Source organism: Pseudahrensia aquimaris, assembly GCF_042676045.1.
GTDB classification, from domain to species: Bacteria; Pseudomonadota; Alphaproteobacteria; order Rhizobiales; family Rhizobiaceae; genus Pseudahrensia; species Pseudahrensia aquimaris.
Map to the genome: position 1 here is coordinate 742,404 of NZ_JBHTJV010000003.1, position 17,358 is coordinate 759,761.

A 17,358-nucleotide genomic window follows, 5' to 3' on the forward strand; every position below is an offset into this window, starting at 1 on the left:
ATGGACCGTACCAATATATTGGGTTTCACCACTGTGATCATTGTCGCAGCGATTGGGTCGGCGGCTTTGGCATGGCTTCTCTTTGCAACGGGCATCGCATCCGCTGTCGTGTCAGCTCTCTTTGGACTGGTCATTTTCACGCTGTGTTATGTGATCCTGCGCGACATACAACACACATCCACGCTTAAGGCGCTTGATGCGCGGTTTGAAGCGTTTGCGGAATTCGAGGCTGATCTGGAAAGACGTTTGGCGCAAAAGCAGGACGCGGATTTGGGTGAAGCGTCCGAGAGACAAAAGAAAGACCGCGTTCAAATAGGCACTACGATGCAGGCGATGGCAGAGCGCATGGCCGCACTGGAAAAGCAGATCAACGCCACACCTGCCGCCAAGGTTCCTGCAACGACCCAAGTGGAAAAGGTCAGCGAGGGACATTCAGTCTCCGGCATTGTGGCAAACGCGGCAGCGCTCAAAAAGATCGATCTGAAACAGGCTTTGAAAAAAGATGAGCTGAGCATCCATCTGCAGCCCGTGGTGGACCTTGCACAGCGCAGGCCAAGCAATTATGAAGCGCTTATGCGGCTGAAACTGCCCGCTGGCGATTATCTCGATGCAGGCCAGTTCGATAAGCTCGCCAAAAAAGGCGGTCTGCTGCCGATGATGAACCGCAAACTACTGCATGCTTCGGTGCGGATGCTCGAAAGGCTTGAAATACTGAACAAAAAAGCGGGTCTTTTTACAAACGTGTCAGCAGAGCTGCTCGAAGATGCGCAGGCGTTTAAGGAAATGCATGGCTTCCTCCAGCGCAACAAGAATTTTGCCGATGAATTGGTGATCGAGATCTCACAACGCGAGTTGAGGCATCTAAAACCTCTCGCAAAAGACCGTCTCGGGCAACTGGTCGATATGGGCTTTCATCTGTCGCTTGACGAAGTGATGGACCTGCGGCTTGATATTGCAGCGTTGCAACGCGTGGGCTTCCGTTTCGTCAAAATACCAGCCGGAATTTTGCTGCATGCCAGCGTCGATGAAAAGGCACCGCTGATGCCTGCGGAACTGGCCAATGCGATGAAAGACGTCGACATAACCCTCATTGCAATGGATGTGGAGCGTGAAAACGAGGTTCTGTCTCTACTCGATTTTCAAGTCGAATTTGCCCAAGGCCTTCTGTTCGCCCCACCCCGGCCCATCAAGAAAGAATTGCTCGACGGGCCTACGCTGAAGCGGGATACGGGTTCATGACACAAAAAAGCCCGCCGCGGTTTCCCGGGCGGGCCTCTTGTTTTTTCGTGTTGCTTAGAAGGTCAGCGACAGTTCCGAGATTTTCTCGGTGATCTCACGGAATGTTTCGATCAACTCAGCGTTGTCGTCCGCCGCATAGTAGAGCGGCTCGCCTTGCGACCCTCGTGAAGAACAGGCTTCAAGAGTTTTGCGCACATCAGCACCTTCTGGCACATCGAATGCGATCGTGTAGATTTGGATGCCTGCAGCTTTCGCATTGTTACACGTTTCCAGCATGTGTGCATCCATGACCTGACGATAGGTGTCGAAATCATCCGACGGGTTCGCAATAGCGGTAAATCCTTCAAACAGGCGCTTGCGTAGCGGTGTTTCATAGTCGCCGCCGTTGAAAGCGTGCGAGCCATAGATCGAAGGATTTTTGACAATGTTGTCGTCAACGAATTGCGAATACGGATAATAAGTGTTGTTGCCATCCGTCATCACAACCATGATCTTCTTGTTGTCTGCAACATTGTAATCACGACCTTCAGTCAGCGGCTCGCCAGGTGAAAGCGCGCGCCAGCCCCAAGCAATACCTTGCTGAATGTTGGTTGCACCTTCGGCCTCCATTGCCGAGATCGCTGCTTTGGTTTGGCCATGTTGCGTGCTCAGCTGACGCAGAGGCGTGGTCGTGCAGTAGAAGTTCGGACCGCCTTGCAAACCGGCAACGCTTGGGAAACCACTTTGGTTGTCGTTCACGTCATAAACAGTTGGGTTGTTGAAATATTTCCAAGTCCAACGCTGGCGCTTATATTGGTCGCTCTGACGTCCGGTGTGTTCTGGCGCATATTTAGGCGGATTGTTGCCGCTTGATGGACGCCCACGCTCGTCTTCCAGATAATTGTTAGCATACTCGTCTTCAGTTATGACGGGACCGTTGTTGTCGATCGAGTCACCACCCGTGAAAACGCCGTTGGAATCGTAGTCGCCGTTCCAGCGGTTGGCATAGCCAGCAACCGGGTGATAGGCGCCCCAATATTTGTAACCGTAGTTCGCACGCTGCCAGCGGGGATCGTTCCACTCGTAGCAATAGCTTTGATATGGCCAGTTGTACCATCGCAGGCAGTAGATTGTCGTCTGCGAAACATCGACACGCACCTGCTCACGGCGACCAGAATAATCATCCGGCTCGTCCGGCGCAAAAGATGGCACGAACAGAGTATCGGGCTGAGTGTTGCTCGGTGCCTCATCGGTTGTGTGATGCGGATAAGGACGCTGCTCGACACAACCTTGCCAGTTTATGCCCAGGTTGTTGTAGAGTGAGAAGCGGGTAATTTTGTTGCCGCTGCTATCGAAATAGATACCGTTGCTTTTCGTGACATCGTCATTGGAATCCCAATCGAAATGCTCGTGGTGGTAGCTGGCGATACCGTCTTTATCCATCCAAGTTGCGTTGGCGTTAGAAGGACCAACGTTGACCATGCCCGCGAACGGGATGACTGCAAATTGGACCGGCTTGGGCACAGATTGCTGGCCGACAGTGTCTGCCAATGTATCAACCATGTTGCGCGCAGCGCTTTTTAGCGTGCCGAGCTTACCATCGTCGCCCATCGAACCCGAATTATCGAGCACCAGCGCGATTTCCACCGTGTCGCCGCCGCATTTAACAGTCGCGGACGTCGAAAGGTTTGCATAGCCAGGGTCATCCTGGACGCTGAATACTTTGTGAATTTTATCAAAGAACATCGGGTGACGCAGTGTGGCCGTCGCCGTCACGCCGTTGGATGAGCAATCTCCGTTACCGGTGTTGATCACCACTGATCCCTGCGATCTGGGCAGGTTTGCGATATTCGCTGTGAAGATCTCTTCACCGTGCGACCGCGATTTCGCAGTATCGCCTGTGCGGGTCAGGGTTTTGGCAGCACCAAGAGCTGCGGCATCAACCGCCGCCTGAAATGACTGTTTCGCACGATACAGTTCAGATGCATCCACTGCTACACCCACACCAACCAACATTGGCAAAAGCGCGCCCCCGGTCATCAGTGCCACGTTGGCGCTGGTGTCTTTGAAAAACTTCTTCAACATATCCGTACTCCATTTTCCGCCCCCCTGAACTGCATGCGGAGTCCACGCGCAGTAGGGGTGTTGGATCAGAATATGACGGAAGGGAATTTAGGATGGCTTGAGAATAACGGTTAAATTTTACCTATTATTTCTTTTCTCACGATGCCGTTTTGGCGTGCCGTATTCGTGCAATCGACTTGGCTAAAGCTATACGCCGTCTTTCTTAGCGAACGCTGAACGCTTCTTCGCCGGATTTTAGAAGCGCCGCTTCTTGACTCGCAACAGCCGAGACACTATCTCGCCTCCACCGTTAGCACTCTCCTTTCGTGAGTGCTAAGCGGGTTCCATAAAACCGTTTCTTTGTCGCAGCATTTCGGTGCGGCAAGCCGAGTATAGGATCTAAGAAACATGGCAAAATTGAAATTCCGCCCCCTTCACGATCGCGTTGTAGTGCGCCGCGTTGAAGCGGACACAAAAACAGCTGGTGGCATCATCATTCCCGATTCCGCACAGGAAAAGCCTGCTGAAGGCGAAATCGTCTCCGTTGGCTCCGGTGCCCGCGATGAGGCTGGCAAGCTGGTCCCACTGGACGTTAAAGCTGGTGACCGCGTTCTGTTTGGCAAGTGGTCGGGCACAGAAGTGAAGATTGGCGGCGAAGACCTGCTGATTATGAAAGAGTCCGACATCATGGGCGTCATTGGCTAAGCCAGCACACGTTTTCGTCGATTTAATATTTCGCGCTTTGTTTCATCCAAATGAAACAGCGCATTTCAGGAGTTAGTCAAAATGGCTGCTAAAGAAGTAAAATTTGGTTCGGACGCCCGTTCGTCCATGCTGCGCGGCGTCGATATCCTCGCCAACGCAGTAAAAGTAACGCTTGGCCCAAAAGGCCGTAACGTCGTTCTCGACAAATCCTTTGGTGCACCGCGCATCACTAAAGACGGTGTTTCCGTTGCCAAAGAAATCGAGCTTGAAGACAAGTTTGAAAACATGGGCGCACAGATGGTGCGTGAAGTTGCTTCCAAGACCAACGATCTGGCCGGTGACGGCACGACGACTGCTACGGTTCTGGCTCAAGCAATCGTTCGCGAAGGCGCGAAAGCCGTTGCTGCTGGCATGAACCCGATGGATCTGAAGCGCGGCATCGACGCTGCTGTTGAAGAAGTTGTCGCAACGCTGAAAAAATCTGCCAAGAAAATCAAGACGACTGACGAAGTTGCCCAGGTTGGTACGATTTCCGCAAACGGTGAAGCCGAAATCGGCAACCGCATTGCAGAAGCCATGCAGCGCGTCGGCAACGAAGGCGTCATCACGGTTGAAGAAGCCAAGTCGCTGGAATCGTCGCTGGAAGTCGTTGAAGGCATGCAGTTCGACCGCGGTTACCTGTCACCCTACTTCGTGACAAATCCGGAAAAAATGATGTGCGAGTTGGAAGACCCATACATCCTGCTGCACGAGAAAAAGCTGTCGTCCCTGCAAGACATGCTGCCAATTCTCGAAGCTGTTGTGAAATCCGGCCGTCCGCTGCTTATTATTGCCGAAGACATCGAAGGCGAAGCGCTTGCGACCCTCGTGGTCAACAAACTGCGCGGTGGCTTGAAAGTTTCAGCTGTCAAAGCACCGGGCTTCGGCGATCGCCGCAAAGCGATGCTTGAAGACATTGCTGTGTTGACCGGCGGTCAAGTGATCTCCGAAGAGCTTGGCATCAAGCTCGACTCAGTCACGCTCGACATGCTCGGCACTGCCAAGAAAGTCTCAATCTCCAAGGAAGAAACGACTGTTGTCGATGGCGCCGGTAAGAAAAAAGACGTTCAGGGCCGCGTTGCTCAAATCAAGCAGCAGATTGAAGAGACAACTTCCGATTACGACCGTGAGAAGCTTCAAGAGCGTCTGGCGAAACTCGCTGGCGGCGTTGCTGTCATCTCCATTGGTGGTGCAACGGAAGTCGAAGTGAAAGAAAAGAAAGACCGCGTCGACGATGCGCTGAACGCTACGCGTGCAGCCGTTGAAGAAGGCATCGTTCCCGGAGGTGGCATCGCGCTGCTTCGTGCTTCAAACAACATGAAGACAACCGGTGAAAATGCAGATCAGGCTGCCGGTGTTGCTATCGTCAAACGCGCCCTTCAGTCGCCAATCCGCCAAATCGCGGAAAATGCTGGTGACGAAGGCTCCGTGGTTGTCGGCAAAGTGCTGGAAAGCAAAAAAGACACCTTCGGCTACAATGCCGCAACCGGTGAATTTGGCGACATGATTGCGATGGGTATCATTGACCCGGTGAAAGTGGTTCGCCACGCACTGCAAGACGCAGCCTCCATCGCATCGCTGCTGATCACGACCGAAGCCATGGTTGCCGAAGCTCCGCAGGAAGCTGCCCCAGCGGGCGGCGGCATGCCAGACATGGGTGGCATGGGCGGTATGGGCGGCATGATGTAAGCACGCCGTTCAGTTCGCTGAATGAATTGAAGGCCGGTGGGGGAACTCACCGGCCTTTTTCTTTGATCAAACCGGTCAAGGATTGGAACGAAAGCAGGACTGTCTCGTTGTCTCTGTGAATGTCGAAAACGATGTTCTCTGAAACAAGGAGAAATAAGATGGCTAATACAGATCAAGCAAAAGGCGCCTTCGACAAGGCCATTGGCAAGGTCAAGGAAGTTGCCGGCGAATTGACCGATAACAAAAAGCTCGAAACCGAGGGCAAGGCCCAACAGGTGAAGGGCGAAGCCAAAGAGACAAAAGGCGATATTAAAGACGCCGTCTAAGGGCTGGACCCACACCTGCAAACTGATTTTCGACCACAAGGCCGGAGCAAGCGCTCCGGCCTTTTTGGTTGTTTGGTAGGCAAATTCGCATAAAGTCTGACGATGATTGGATGCACGTTTTGTGAAATCGCCTCGGGCACCGCAAAAGCTTGGAGGGTTTATGAAGATGAGAAGGTCGTCGCCTTTTTCAACAAAGGCTCTGTTGCCGAATTTCACACGCTTGTAATTCCAAAACGCCATTCGACAGATATTTTCGATACTGATATCAATGACTTTCAGGCAGTTAGCGAGGTAATTCATCGTATTTGTCGGCACTATAAGTCGAACCTTGGTATCAGTTCGGTACAGATTATATGCAGCAATGGTGCAGAAGCTAAGCAAGATATGTTCCACATGCACTTTCACATTGTTCCACGCCGCAAAGACGATGGCCAAGATGTTTGTTGGACACCCGACAGAACCGTTAATCAGCGTTTTGACGAGTTGCTAGAAAGGGCGCGTTTGCCCTACGCGGGTGAATAGCGACATTTTGCGTAGTTCGTCCTTGCATGCGATTGGATAGCGTTATTTCATGAGTATGAAAGCCGAAAACGTCCTCAACTTCCCCCGCCCTGCCATATGCGAGCCCTGCGCGCATCGGTTGACGGTGGAGTTTAACGGCGTTGTGATTGCCGACACTACGGGCGGCTACCGCGCGTTGGAGACGTATCATCCGCCGACCTATTACCTGCCGATGGAAGACATCAAAGCCGAGCATCTCGTCAAAAATTCCCGCCGTTCGCTGTGCGAATGGAAGGGGCAGGCTTCGTATTTCGATATCGTGGTGGGCGACAAAAGGGCCGATGGCGCAGCGTGGACCTATGCGAAGCCCACGCCACCATTCGCACCGATTGAAGGTAAGGTCGCATTCTACGCCGAACCGATGGAGCGCTGCACTGTGGGCGGCGTGGATGTGATCCCACAGCCGGGGAATTTCTACGGCGGTTGGCTGACGCCGAACATTGAAGGACCAGTTAAAGGCGCTCCGGGCACAACCCATTGGTGAACTCCCCTGTGTAGCCGTCATTCCGGAATTTGCGTAGCAAATATCCGGAATCCAGATTCGAACCTGAAATCAGACATTGAGAACCGACTATAGAGCCGCACAGCGCTGGGTACCGGGTTCCGCTTTGCGGCCCCGGAATGACGGCATGAGAGTAGCGCGATCAAACAGACTGCAATGCAGCGATGATTTCGTCAGCGGCATTCCGGCTCACCTTGCCCCAAACAGCCCTTTTGCTTTCGACCAAATTCGCCTCACTCTTCAAAATCACGCCATCGCTTAAAATCTTCAAATGGTTCGCGCGGATCGTGCTGCCGGTGGACGTAATATCGACGATTACGTCCGCGCTGCCAGCGGCTGGAGCGCCTTCGGTTGCGCCGAGGCTTTCTACAATACGATAAACGCCGATGCCGTGAGTGCGGAAATGGTGTTGGGTGAGTTGCCAATATTTCGTGGCGATGCGCAGCCGACGCCCGATGCGCGAGCGGTATTGAGCGGCAACGTCGTCCAGATCGGCCATCGTGTCCACGTCGATCCAAGCCTCCGGCACCGCGACCACAACATCCGCATGGCCGAAACCCAGCTTCACGGGGAAGCCGAACGCATCGTCCGCATTGGCGAGCGTTTCGCGAGCCAAGTCTTCCCCAGTAACACCCATGTGGATGGAACCATTGGCGAGTTCACGAGCGATCTCCGAAGCTGACAGGAACGACACGTCGATATTGGAACGCCCCTTCATGCTGGCTTGATACGATCGTGCATCAGTCGATGGCTCGATAACGAGACCAGCGCCGGCAAAACGCACCAGCGTTGCTTCCTTCAGGCGGCCCTTGGAGGGTATGGCGATGTGCAAATTCATGCGCCTTCTCCTATGGCTTTTTCCAACCTGTCGAGCGTGATCGAAAAACCTACGGCAGGCACGGGTCCGGCAGCGCCCAACAGCGAGCACAGGCGATCATAACGCCCGCCGCCAGCGACGCTTTCGCCGCTCGCATTTACCTCAAACAAAATGCCCGTGTAATATTCCAGCTTGCGGCCAAACGAGGCGCGGTAGGTGTGGGCAGCGAGATCAAGCCCCTGCCCTTCCAGCCCTTCGAGCCGAGCTTTGAAATCATCCAGCGCTTTGCCAAAATTCAATTCGTGCTGTGCCGCGAATTCTGCCAGCGCATCAGTTGCGCCGTTGAGGGGCGCCTCAAGACGCAGGAAGGCACGCAGCTTTTCCGCGCGTTCTGAAGCCAGTTGAAAATGCGCAGCGCGGGCTTTTTCGATCATCCGCGCCACGATATCGCCTGGACTGCGGCCAGAGCGGGGCGATAGCCCTCCCGCTTCCATCCGGCTCATAACCGCGGCTTCGAGGCCCGTCACATCCTCTGATGCCGCCATTCTAGCGATGGCCGGGTCTGCGTGGTCTTGCGCCGTTCGCGCCGCGCCTGCCACTTCGTCGATCACCCGCTCCAAGGCGTCAGCGGCGCCGAAATTACGCTCCAGTCTGGAAACTAAAGCAGCAGGCATGTCGAGAGCGTGGACGAGTTCGGCAAACAAGGTTTGATCGCCGAGCGTCAGGTTGGGCGCTTGCATGCCAGCGGCATTGAGCGCGTTCATCATGTCCATAATGCTGGCGACATCGGCGGTGATTTTGTCAGTATTGCCGAGGTCTTCCAGCCCCACCTGCTTGAATTCCACTCCACTCTCGCGCCCTTGGCGAAAGACCGTGCCACCATAGGCGTAGCGGCCGGGCTGGGACGCGTAATGAAGACAGATAGGAATCGTGAACTCCGGCCGCAGGCATTGCAGTGCACCATCGGCGCTTTCGGTGATGAACATGCGGCGGCGCAGGTCCTCACCCGCCGTCTCCAGAAATGGATCGGCCGATTGCAGGATCGGCAGGTCGGCCACGTGGTCAGCTTTGGCCGCGAGGTGAGTGAGCAGATTATCAAGCACGAAACTGTCTCATCACGCTTCGCGGTCAGCTTTTTGGCGGGCGAGGATTTCGGTGACTTTGGCAACGAGGTCGGCGCGGTCGATTTCCTGCTGCGCGGGGCGCATGGCACGCCATTCTTCGTTGTCGGTGATTTCCTCAGCCATGCGGGCGCCTTCGATCAAATCCTTGATCTGCACCTTGCCGTTGGCGCGTTCCTCGCTGCCCGCAATGACGGCGATGGGCGAGCCGCGACGGTCGGCATATTGCAGTTGCTTGCCGAATTGCTTGGGGTTGCCCTGATACATCTCCGAGCGAATGCCGGCGTTGCGTAGCTCTTGAACCATCTTTTGATAATCCGCGAGCGCCTCGGTATCCCGGTCCATCACGCAGACGACCACGGGAGCGACAGTCTCAGACGCTTCCAGCTTGCCGAGGTTCTTCAGCGCCGTCATCAGGCGCGACACGCCGATAGAAAAGCCGGTGGCGGGGATGTCTTGGCCCGTAAAGCGTTTGACAAGGCCGTCATAACGTCCCCCGCCAGCGACGGAACCGAAAACGACCTCCTCGCCTTTTTCGTTGGTGACGGGGAAGGTCAGTTCGCACTCGTAGACAGCGCCAGTGTAGTATTCGAGGCCACGGACGCATGTTACGTCAGGGCGGATTTTCAGTGCTGAATAACCTCCAGAATTGCAAAGCTGTATGATTTCAATGAGTTCGCGAATGCCTTGACGGAATTTTCGATTTACCGCGAATTTGTTAAACTCAAGCGAGTTCAAATATTTAATTGATGCATCTCTGTTTGTCGCTTCACTATCAACAAAGATTCGTTTCATCCAATTCCATTCGTCGAGATCTGACGGTTCAATTATTGCGTCTTCCTCGTTGTCGACAAAGTCAGATAGGTCGTCCGGTTCAAAATTTTCAACGTATTCTTCGTAGGTCTTACTCTCATGTATCGCTAAATTATCTGGCAGCAATAGGAATGCAAAACTCTGATCTTTCAATAAACTCAGCAAGAGCTCCGTTTGCTTCGCATCTAATCCAGCGCCCTTCGTAAAATCTCCACTTTCATCCACTCGTCCGTCCATAAGAAGTCGTTTCACTCCAGTCAGGCCGACTCGATCAAATTTATCGAGAGAGCGCAAAACTGTTAAGCGCGAAGATACGTACTGTTCCCCAGCCAAACCAATCGCGTCCAAAATTCCATCAAGAACTTTTCGGCTGTTCACCCTAACTAGAAATTGCCCTTCCAACCCCAGCGCCTCCATCGTGTCCGCCATCATCATGCACATTTCGGCGTCTGCTGATGGTCCTGGTGCGCCCACCGTATCTGCATCGAACTGCATGAACTGGCGGAATCTTCCCGGCCCCGGTTTTTCATTCCGAAACACCCACCCTGCCCGATACGTCCGATAGGGCGTTTGCAATTCGTTGATGTTTTGCGCGAAGTGGCGAGCCAGAGGTGCGGTCAGGTCGTAGCGCAGGCTCATCCATTGTTCGTCGTCGTCTTGCAGGCTGAAGACGCCCGCGTTGGGGCGGTCGGTGTCGGGCAGGAATTTGCCGAGCGCATCGGTGTATTCGAACATCGGCGTTTCAACGGGGTCGAAGCCGTAGCGCTCATAGACTTCCTTGATCTTCGCCATCATCGCATCGGTGGCGCGGATGTCTTCCGGTGAACGGTCAACAAAACCGCGCGGCTGGCGGGCTTTCAGGCGGTGGGGTTTTTTCTTTTTGTCGGCCATGGTCGGTCTCGGAAATGTGGAAATGGCAAGAGAGGCGGTCGGGTCAAATGCCTGATCCGGTGAAACGTCTCGCGTGTGTGAGAAGGCGCAAGGGGCCGTCGTTTCCGATCAGGTGCCGGAATGTCGATGGCTGGAATGGTGCGCTGTAAAGTTCATGCAGGCTGTTTAGGCGCAAGTGGTGCGAGGGGCAAGAGGTGCGTTCAGCGCTTGTCCAGTTTGTAACGCAGCGCCATGGCGATGCAGTGGGTGAGCGCAGGATTGGCGAGGTCATCATCGGGCGAAATAACGATAGCGCGGTTGGCCTCAAAGGTGAGTTCGTCTTCGTAGAGTTCACGAAAGCGCTGCACCAAATTTGTGTGACAGATGAACATCAAGCCAAACGTGTCATCCCTGTTCTGCTGGATACGGACGGACGAGCCGACATTTGCCTTTTTTGGGGTAAAGCTCGGTTGGGCCCATTTCACGCTCTCGGCCAACTGCCCCACATCTGGTGTGGCAGCTGCGGTTTCGAGGATCAGTTTGCGGAGTTGCTTTTCCATCGGTTATGGCCTTTCAAATTCGGCGCGTGCTTGCTCAACAGTCTCGCGGCAATGGCAGCCATCCAGGTGGTCGTTGACGATGCCCATCGCCTGCATGAAGGCGTAGCAGGTGGTGGGGCCGACGAAGGACCAGCCGCGCTTCTTCAGTTCCTTTGACAGCGCGGTTGAGGCTTCGGTTTTGCCTAAGGCCATCATTTCCGACTGGCTGAACACTCTGGGGCGGTTTTGCTGCGCGGCCTCTTCCCAAGACCAGAACCACTTGCCCAGCGAGCCTTCTTCGCGCTCCATCTCAATCGCGCGTTTGGCATTGTTGATGGTGGAAACGATCTTGCCCCGATGGCGGATAATACCTGCGTCCTGCACAAGCCGCTCCACGTCATCTTCTCTAAAGGCTGCTACTTTATGGAAATCGAACCCTGCAAAGGCGGCACGGAAGTTTTCGCGCTTGCGCAAAATAGTCAGCCAAGAAAGGCCAGACTGAAATCCTTCCAGGCAAATTTTTTCGAACAATCGGAAGTCGTCGTGCTGGGGCATTCCCCATTCGGTGTCGTGGTATATCACATAGTCGGGCTTGTCTTCTGGCCAGAAACAGCGTGCCTTACCATCTGCGCCTTTGATCAAACCTGCTGGCAATTCCTGCGCCATCACTGAAACCTCCGCTATCATTGCGGCACTATTCGGACACGAGCCATTAGGGTTTGGCAAATGGTTGGCTGTGGATAGACTGTTCGTTCGCACTCCAGATTTTGGGGTCAATCACGGCGCATGACGTAAATGACACAAAGTTCAATGGCCTTTACCCGGTCCCCTTGCCATAAAGCCGCGCGAATCGCGCTATAGCGAAACCACAGTTTGCCTGACCGTTTCAGGCCACCCGCTTCAGGAGACGTTCAGACACAACCATGGCCCGCTCCGCCCGCCCCCGAACGGCTGCCCGCTTTGCAGCACTGGCCCTTGGCTGCGCCCTCGCGCTTACGCCAATGGCGGCTCAAGCCTATACGGATAGCGAAGTGATAGACGGATTTAAGAAGACGGTGTTTGGCTCTGAATATCCGGGCCTGTTCTCAACCGGGTCTTACGTGCGCAAGTTCAATGGAACAGTGCGAATGCATGTGTCATCCTTTTCGCCTTCGTTAAAGGCCGAGGTGGAACGGTTTGCCAGATCACTCAACGGACTGATTTCCGGGTTGCGTTTGCGCATCGTGAATGATCCCGAACGGGCGAATTTTCGCGTCTTCGTCACCACCAAAGCCAATTACGAGACCACCGTTCAACGCAGTGTCTATGGCAACCGCACAGCCGCCGTGCGCGGCAAATGTATGGTGCGTTCAAAATTCACCCGCAACGGGATCAGCCGTTCAGACGCGGTGATTGTGGGTGACGACAGCCGTTCGCTGTTTCGACGCTGTATGACGGAAGAAATCCTGCAAGGCTTGGGACCACTTAATGACGACCCGTCGCTCATCCATTCGATGTTCAACGATCGGTCACGCTACACCGCTTTTCGGCGCTTTGATCGGCTGATCTTGAACATGCTTTATGACAGGCGCATCGAAAACGGCATGTCGGTTTCGCAGGCAGCAGAACTGCTGCCCCGCGTTTTGCGCGATGTTCGGCGCAACATCAGACAGCGTTAACCAAACGCCTTAAACGCCCCTTTACCAAACCAGAAGGTAAACGGACCGTTTCACCGATAAATCGAACTTGATTCACCATTCAGTCGCCCTTCCCGTTCAATTGTGAAGGTCGGCGGGCTGGGGCGCTTTTGCGTTGGCTCCGCTTCAAACGAAGACGAGTGTAGTGAGTACGTCTGACATGAAAACAATAGTTAAAGCGGCTGCCTTTGCAGCAGCCTTCGCAATGCTGCCCTTTGGAGCGCATAGCGATGCCGAAGCGGGCTCGCGGGTGACGGTTGGTTCCAACCTGTCTTCGCCGTGGGTGCTGCAATTCAAACCAAAGAAACGCGTTGCAACACCCGAAGCGCTGGCTCGCATACGCGCCGCACGCCAAGGCAATCGCCAAGTGCGCCGCGTTTCGCGCTCAACAGTGCGGGCAACAGCGCCGCGTGCGACGGGCTCTGTACGCCGACAAACAGCCTTGCGTTCGTCAATTCCCACTTTGCCAGACAGTGAATTGATGCCGCAGATCGTCAACTATTATGGTGAGGATAAGCCCGGCACGATCATTGTTAACACTCCAGAGCGTCGTCTCTATCTGGTGATGGAAGGTGGCAAAGCCCGCCGCTATGCAATTGGTGTTGGCAAACCCGGCTTTGAATGGGCAGGCGTTCATAAAGTAACGCGCAAGGCCGAGTGGCCGGATTGGCGTCCTCCGCAGTCCATGATTAAGCGCGAACGCGCGAAGGGTCGCGAATTGCCGGCCTTTATGCCGGGTGGCCCGGAAAACCCAATGGGCGCGCGGGCGTTGTATTTGGGTTCGACGATCTACCGTATCCATGGTACGAATCAGGACTGGAGCATCGGGAAAGCCGTCTCTTCCGGCTGCATCCGCATGCGCAATCAAGACGTGATGGACCTATATGACAGGGTGCCTCGCGGCTCGAAAGTGCGCGTGATTTAGCGTCATTCATCGGAGCTTTGCCGACAAAAGGCCACTTGCTACACGGCAAGTGGCCTTTTTCTTGTCCGCATAGGGGCTGGATCATTTTTGCACCATTGTAAGAAAAACGTGATCAACTGCCCCCCGTTAACGATTGCTTTGCCATTGCAACCTTTTTATCGTTACCAGACGCACTATTGAATGAGGGAATAATCATGCTGCGAAATATCGCAACGGCATTGGCTTTCGCTTTCACCATCGCCTTGGGCTTTTCGCTTTTTGGCACGGCTGAAAGCCAAGCGCGTGAGCCGGGCGCAAATATCTACGACCACACAACAGGCAAGTGGGTAAAAAAGCGCAAAATCTATCGCAACAGAGCGCCCGCGGCGAAATTTCGTCGCCGCACAGTCTCAATCACGACCAACGAGCCCGTCGGCACAATCATTGTCGATACGAAATCAAAGTATCTCTATCACGTCACTTCCAAACGCCGCGCTGTGCGTTATGGAATCGGCGTAGGCCGCGAGGGATTTGAATGGCGCGGCCAGACGAAACTTGCTCGCAAAGCCAAGTGGCCATCATGGACACCACCCAAAGAGATGATCGAGCGTGAATGGCGTGAGAACAAGCGCCGCGTTAGCTTCATGAAAGGCGGACCAAAAAACCCGCTCGGTGCTCGTGCGCTTTATCTGCATTGGCCCAAGGGTGGCGATACCGGCTACCGCATCCACGGCACAAACGAGCCTTGGTCAATTGGCCTGAGCATGTCATCCGGCTGCATTCGCATGCTGAACAAAGACGTTGAGCATCTCTACAACAACGTGAAACTTGGCTCCAAGGTCGTGGTTATTGGCCCTGATGGCAAAGATCGCCGCAAGTTCTACCGCGAAGGTTTCAACCCGTTGCGGGCAATCTTTTCGCGCGGCACATAAGCGCCAGCGTCAAATTTCGATAAAAAAAGGCCCGCGAAATCCAGTTTCGCGGGCCTTTTTTTGTTTGTGCCTTGAACCAGCAGCTACCGCTCAGCGCAGCTCTTGCGGCATTGCTCCGCCATAAGCCCAGTTGAGCAATTTCACTGTGTGAACGGTTGGTATTTTTGTTCCGTTACCGATCTGAGTAAGACAGCCAATATTGCCTGCAGCAATAACCTGCGGCTGCGTGCGCTCTATGTTGGCAACCTTGCGGGTCCGCAATTGATTGGCGATGTCAGACTGCATGATGTTGTAAGTGCCTGCTGAACCGCAGCACAGATGGCCTTCCGCTGGCTCGCGCACGGTGAACCCAGCTTTGGTCAGCAATTCCTTCGGCAGTGTCTTCACCTTCTGTCCGTGCTGAAGCGAACAGGCTGAGTGATATGCCACGACCATGCCCGGTTTGTGATGCGGCTCTGGCAGATCGAGAGTTGCGAGATATTCCGTCACATCCTTGGTTAGTGCAGAAACACGTGCAGCCTTGTCCGCATAATCGGGATCAAGGCGGAGCATATGGCCGTAGTCCTTGATCGTCGTGCCACAGCCGGACGTTGTAATGACGATGGCATCAAGCCCACCGTTTTCTATTTCGCGGGTCCAGACATCGACCAAATGATGGGCCGCATCCAGCGCCTGATCTTCCTTACCCATGTGATGCACGAGCGAGCCGCAACACGCCTCGCCTTCTGGCAACACAACCTCAACGCCGAGACGGTTGAGCAATTCAATGGTCGTTTTGTTGATGTTCGCGTCCAATACAGGCTGGGCGCAGCCTGTCAAAATAGCGACCCGACCACGCTTTTCCTTCGCCGGGGCGAAGGTGCCGGGCGATGTTTCTGGGGCAGGCCCGGAGACTTTCGACGGAGCCAAGCGCAGCATTGCGCCAAATGGCTTGAACGCTTCCACTTTCTCAAACAGTGGTGCGAGAGGCTTGCCATACTTTGCGGCCGTTAGTGCAAAGCGGAACCGCGCGGGATAGGGCAGAACCATCGCGAGGATGGCGCGGGTGAGCCTGTTCATCGGCGGGCGCTTGTAAGTCTTTTCAATATGAACGCGGGCATGGTCAACCAAGTGCATGTAGTTGACGCCCGAAGGACAAGTGCTCATGCAAGCGAGACAGGAAAGACAGCGGTCAATATGGGTAACGACCTGCTTATCCGCTGGCCTGTCGTTTTCCAGCATGTCCTTGATCAGATAGATGCGCCCGCGCGGACTGTCCAACTCATTGCCAAGCGTCACATAGGTGGGGCAAGTCGCCGTGCAGAAACCGCAATGGACGCAGTTTCGCAGGATGGAGTCCGCTTCTTGGATTGCGGGATCGGCCAGTTGCGCGATGGAGAAATTGGTTTGCATCAGCCCATTCTCCCCGGATTCAAAATACCGTGTGGATCAAAATTTTCGCGATAACGCTTAGACAAAGCGGCCAGCGCTTTTGGCTGTGGCTCGAACACGTCGACGCTTTGGCGCGTTGCGGCATCGGCGCGAATGAGTGTGGCGTGGCCGCCGCCATTGCGCGAAACGGCTAGCCGCACGGCTTCTGCCTGCGCGTCACCGCCGATCACATTGAGCCAGATCAAGCCGCCCTGCCAATCGTAGAACGCGCTGCAATCGATGCCGGATTTCAGATCAGCAACAATGCGGTGTCCTTCTGTGGGCGTGCAGGAAATTCGCCATACGGTGCTGGTTTGGTCGTCAGCAAACGGCAAGCAATCGCGCAAAGCTGCCCAGCGTTTGCGGGAACCGGCTTCTGTGATTTGTTCGTGTTTGCCAAAATCGCTCAACAGCTTGGATAGATTGGCGATGCGGTATTCGACTGATGGTTTAAAACCTTCTAGGCGAAAACACGTCGCGGCTTTGTCGCCGTCAACGCCAGCAGGCAGATGCGCTGCGCCGGAGACTTCGGCATTCGACCCCATGGCCAAGGCCATGGCTGCGGCAGCTTTGGCATCGTCCAAACCTTCCAGCACGAGTGTTTTTTCCGTCTCGGCGCGGGGCAGCACTTTCATGGTAATGTCGGTAAGCACGGCGAGCGTTCCCCACGCGCCGGTGACACCTTTGGAGAGGTCGTAGCCCGTCACGTTCTTCACAACACGACCGCCGGACTTAAACACTTCGCCGCGGCCAGAGACGGCGCTGATGCCCAGAATATGGTCGCGGGCAGAGCCCGACTTGAGGCGGCGGGGACCGGCAAAATTGGTGTTTACCAGTCCACCCAAAGTGCCCTGCCCCGGCTTCTGACCGAGCAGCGGCCCAAGGTCGACCGGCTCGAACTGAAATTCCTGATTGGCATCATCCAACAGCTTGTCGATTTCCGCCAAAGGCGTGCCAGCGCGGGCGGAAAGAACCAATTCTTCCGGCTCGAACAACGTCACGCCAGTGAGCGCAGAGAGATCAAGCGTGTGGGCCGTCTGCGTCGGCTTACCGAGCGCGCGCTTTGTGCCTTGGCCAATTATTTCAATTGGCGTTTCCTCGCCTGCAGCCCATTTGACTGCGGCGAGAACGTCATCAGCCGTTTTAGGGTGTAGATCAGTGCTGGTCATCAA

The 17,358-nt window shown here is 54.7% G+C and carries 17 protein-coding genes; 9 read left to right on the plus strand and 8 right to left on the minus strand.

What is annotated here, in order from left to right:
- Positions 1 to 1,239, plus strand: a complete 1,239-nt coding sequence (locus tag ACFQ14_RS06980; protein WP_377211976.1) for an EAL domain-containing protein — start codon at positions 1 to 3, stop codon at positions 1,237 to 1,239.
- A 54-nt stretch (positions 1,240 to 1,293) separates the two neighbouring features.
- Here ACFQ14_RS06980 and ACFQ14_RS06985 read toward each other — a convergent pair whose 3' ends face one another.
- Entirely contained in the window at positions 1,294 to 3,303 is a 2,010-nt protein-coding gene (locus ACFQ14_RS06985; protein ID WP_377211977.1) for a pilus assembly protein TadG-related protein, read from the minus strand.
- Between the two features lie 387 nt (positions 3,304 to 3,690).
- On the opposite strand from ACFQ14_RS06985, the gene ACFQ14_RS06990 reads away from it, so the two are divergent.
- From ACFQ14_RS06990 to ACFQ14_RS07010, 5 genes are all read left to right on the plus strand, one after another.
- A complete protein-coding gene (locus ACFQ14_RS06990) occupies positions 3,691 to 3,987 on the plus strand; it encodes a co-chaperone GroES (protein ID WP_377211978.1) in 297 nt (98 codons plus the stop codon).
- 81 nt (positions 3,988 to 4,068) lie between these two features.
- Complete coding sequence (groL, locus tag ACFQ14_RS06995; RefSeq protein WP_377211979.1) at positions 4,069 to 5,715, plus strand: chaperonin GroEL; 1,647 nt, start codon at positions 4,069 to 4,071, stop codon at positions 5,713 to 5,715.
- 158 nt (positions 5,716 to 5,873) lie between these two features.
- Positions 5,874 to 6,041 carry a CsbD family protein gene (locus tag ACFQ14_RS07000; RefSeq protein WP_377211980.1) on the plus strand — a complete coding sequence of 56 codons (168 nt, stop codon included), beginning with the start codon at positions 5,874 to 5,876 and terminating at the stop codon, positions 6,039 to 6,041.
- A 102-nt stretch (positions 6,042 to 6,143) separates the two neighbouring features.
- Entirely contained in the window at positions 6,144 to 6,563 is a 420-nt protein-coding gene (locus ACFQ14_RS07005) for an HIT family protein (protein WP_377211981.1), read from the plus strand.
- Positions 6,564 to 6,612: 49 nt separating this feature from the next.
- Entirely contained in the window at positions 6,613 to 7,086 is a 474-nt protein-coding gene (locus ACFQ14_RS07010; protein ID WP_377211982.1) for a DUF427 domain-containing protein, read from the plus strand.
- Between the two features lie 160 nt (positions 7,087 to 7,246).
- Here ACFQ14_RS07010 and hisG read toward each other — a convergent pair whose 3' ends face one another.
- The 5 genes from hisG to ACFQ14_RS07035 form a co-directional block, all read right to left on the minus strand.
- Positions 7,247 to 7,942, minus strand: a complete 696-nt coding sequence (hisG, locus tag ACFQ14_RS07015) for an ATP phosphoribosyltransferase (protein WP_377211983.1) — start codon at positions 7,940 to 7,942, stop codon at positions 7,247 to 7,249.
- Positions 7,939 to 9,024, minus strand: coding sequence for an ATP phosphoribosyltransferase regulatory subunit (locus ACFQ14_RS07020; RefSeq protein ID WP_377211984.1), 1,086 nt, complete (start codon positions 9,022 to 9,024; stop codon positions 7,939 to 7,941). The genes hisG and ACFQ14_RS07020 overlap by 4 nt, the downstream gene beginning before the upstream one ends.
- A 12-nt stretch (positions 9,025 to 9,036) precedes the next feature.
- Entirely contained in the window at positions 9,037 to 10,746 is a 1,710-nt protein-coding gene (locus ACFQ14_RS07025) for a histidine--tRNA ligase (protein ID WP_377211985.1), read from the minus strand.
- A gap of 200 nt (positions 10,747 to 10,946) precedes the next feature.
- A complete protein-coding gene (locus ACFQ14_RS07030; RefSeq protein WP_377211986.1) occupies positions 10,947 to 11,285 on the minus strand; it encodes a DUF1801 domain-containing protein in 339 nt (112 codons plus the stop codon).
- A gap of 3 nt (positions 11,286 to 11,288) precedes the next feature.
- On the minus strand, positions 11,289 to 11,930 hold the full coding sequence (locus ACFQ14_RS07035) for a DNA-3-methyladenine glycosylase I (RefSeq protein WP_377211987.1): 642 nt from the start codon (positions 11,928 to 11,930) through the stop codon (positions 11,289 to 11,291).
- Positions 11,931 to 12,187: 257 nt separating this feature from the next.
- Here ACFQ14_RS07035 and ACFQ14_RS07040 point away from each other — a divergent pair, with 257 nt between their 5' ends.
- The 3 genes from ACFQ14_RS07040 to ACFQ14_RS07050 all read left to right on the plus strand — a co-directional run bounded on the left by ACFQ14_RS07040 (position 12,188) and on the right by ACFQ14_RS07050 (position 14,776).
- Complete coding sequence (locus ACFQ14_RS07040) at positions 12,188 to 12,922, plus strand: DUF2927 domain-containing protein (protein WP_377211988.1); 735 nt, start codon at positions 12,188 to 12,190, stop codon at positions 12,920 to 12,922.
- Positions 12,923 to 13,100: 178 nt separating this feature from the next.
- The gene (locus ACFQ14_RS07045; RefSeq protein ID WP_377211989.1) at positions 13,101 to 13,865 is read left to right on the plus strand and encodes a L,D-transpeptidase; all 765 of its coding nucleotides are present in this window, start codon (positions 13,101 to 13,103) and stop codon (positions 13,863 to 13,865) included.
- A 194-nt stretch (positions 13,866 to 14,059) separates the two neighbouring features.
- Positions 14,060 to 14,776, plus strand: a complete 717-nt coding sequence (locus tag ACFQ14_RS07050; protein WP_377211990.1) for a L,D-transpeptidase — start codon at positions 14,060 to 14,062, stop codon at positions 14,774 to 14,776.
- A 90-nt stretch (positions 14,777 to 14,866) separates the two neighbouring features.
- Here the strand turns inward: ACFQ14_RS07050 and glcF are convergent, their stop codons facing one another.
- Positions 14,867 to 16,168 (minus strand): glycolate oxidase subunit GlcF, encoded by a 1,302-nt coding sequence (gene glcF, locus ACFQ14_RS07055; RefSeq protein WP_377211991.1) that lies wholly within the window; start codon positions 16,166 to 16,168, stop codon positions 14,867 to 14,869.
- Positions 16,168 to 17,355 (minus strand): FAD-binding protein, encoded by a 1,188-nt coding sequence (locus ACFQ14_RS07060; RefSeq protein WP_377211992.1) that lies wholly within the window; start codon positions 17,353 to 17,355, stop codon positions 16,168 to 16,170. The genes glcF and ACFQ14_RS07060 overlap by 1 nt, the downstream gene beginning before the upstream one ends.
- Positions 17,356 to 17,358 lie beyond the last annotated feature (3 nt).

Coding starts and splice junctions, on each gene's coding strand:
- ACFQ14_RS07060 (WP_377211992.1), bottom strand. CDS start 17,355: ATGACCAGCACTGATCTACACCCTAAAACGGCTGATGACGTTCTCGCC.
- ACFQ14_RS07040 (WP_377211988.1), top strand. CDS start 12,188: ATGGCCCGCTCCGCCCGCCCCCGAACGGCTGCCCGCTTTGCAGCACTG.
- ACFQ14_RS07030 (WP_377211986.1), bottom strand. CDS start 11,285: ATGGAAAAGCAACTCCGCAAACTGATCCTCGAAACCGCAGCTGCCACA.
- ACFQ14_RS07035 (WP_377211987.1), bottom strand. CDS start 11,930: ATGGCGCAGGAATTGCCAGCAGGTTTGATCAAAGGCGCAGATGGTAAG.
- ACFQ14_RS07045 (WP_377211989.1), top strand. CDS start 13,101: ATGAAAACAATAGTTAAAGCGGCTGCCTTTGCAGCAGCCTTCGCAATG.
- ACFQ14_RS06980 (WP_377211976.1), top strand. CDS start 1: ATGGACCGTACCAATATATTGGGTTTCACCACTGTGATCATTGTCGCA.
- ACFQ14_RS06990 (WP_377211978.1), top strand. CDS start 3,691: ATGGCAAAATTGAAATTCCGCCCCCTTCACGATCGCGTTGTAGTGCGC.
- ACFQ14_RS07000 (WP_377211980.1), top strand. CDS start 5,874: ATGGCTAATACAGATCAAGCAAAAGGCGCCTTCGACAAGGCCATTGGC.
- ACFQ14_RS07025 (WP_377211985.1), bottom strand. CDS start 10,746: ATGGCCGACAAAAAGAAAAAACCCCACCGCCTGAAAGCCCGCCAGCCG.
- glcF (WP_377211991.1), bottom strand. CDS start 16,168: ATGCAAACCAATTTCTCCATCGCGCAACTGGCCGATCCCGCAATCCAA.
- ACFQ14_RS07010 (WP_377211982.1), top strand. CDS start 6,613: ATGAGTATGAAAGCCGAAAACGTCCTCAACTTCCCCCGCCCTGCCATA.
- ACFQ14_RS07005 (WP_377211981.1), top strand. CDS start 6,144: ATGATTGGATGCACGTTTTGTGAAATCGCCTCGGGCACCGCAAAAGCT.
- hisG (WP_377211983.1), bottom strand. CDS start 7,942: ATGAATTTGCACATCGCCATACCCTCCAAGGGCCGCCTGAAGGAAGCA.
- ACFQ14_RS06985 (WP_377211977.1), bottom strand. CDS start 3,303: ATGTTGAAGAAGTTTTTCAAAGACACCAGCGCCAACGTGGCACTGATG.
- ACFQ14_RS07050 (WP_377211990.1), top strand. CDS start 14,060: ATGCTGCGAAATATCGCAACGGCATTGGCTTTCGCTTTCACCATCGCC.
- groL (WP_377211979.1), top strand. CDS start 4,069: ATGGCTGCTAAAGAAGTAAAATTTGGTTCGGACGCCCGTTCGTCCATG.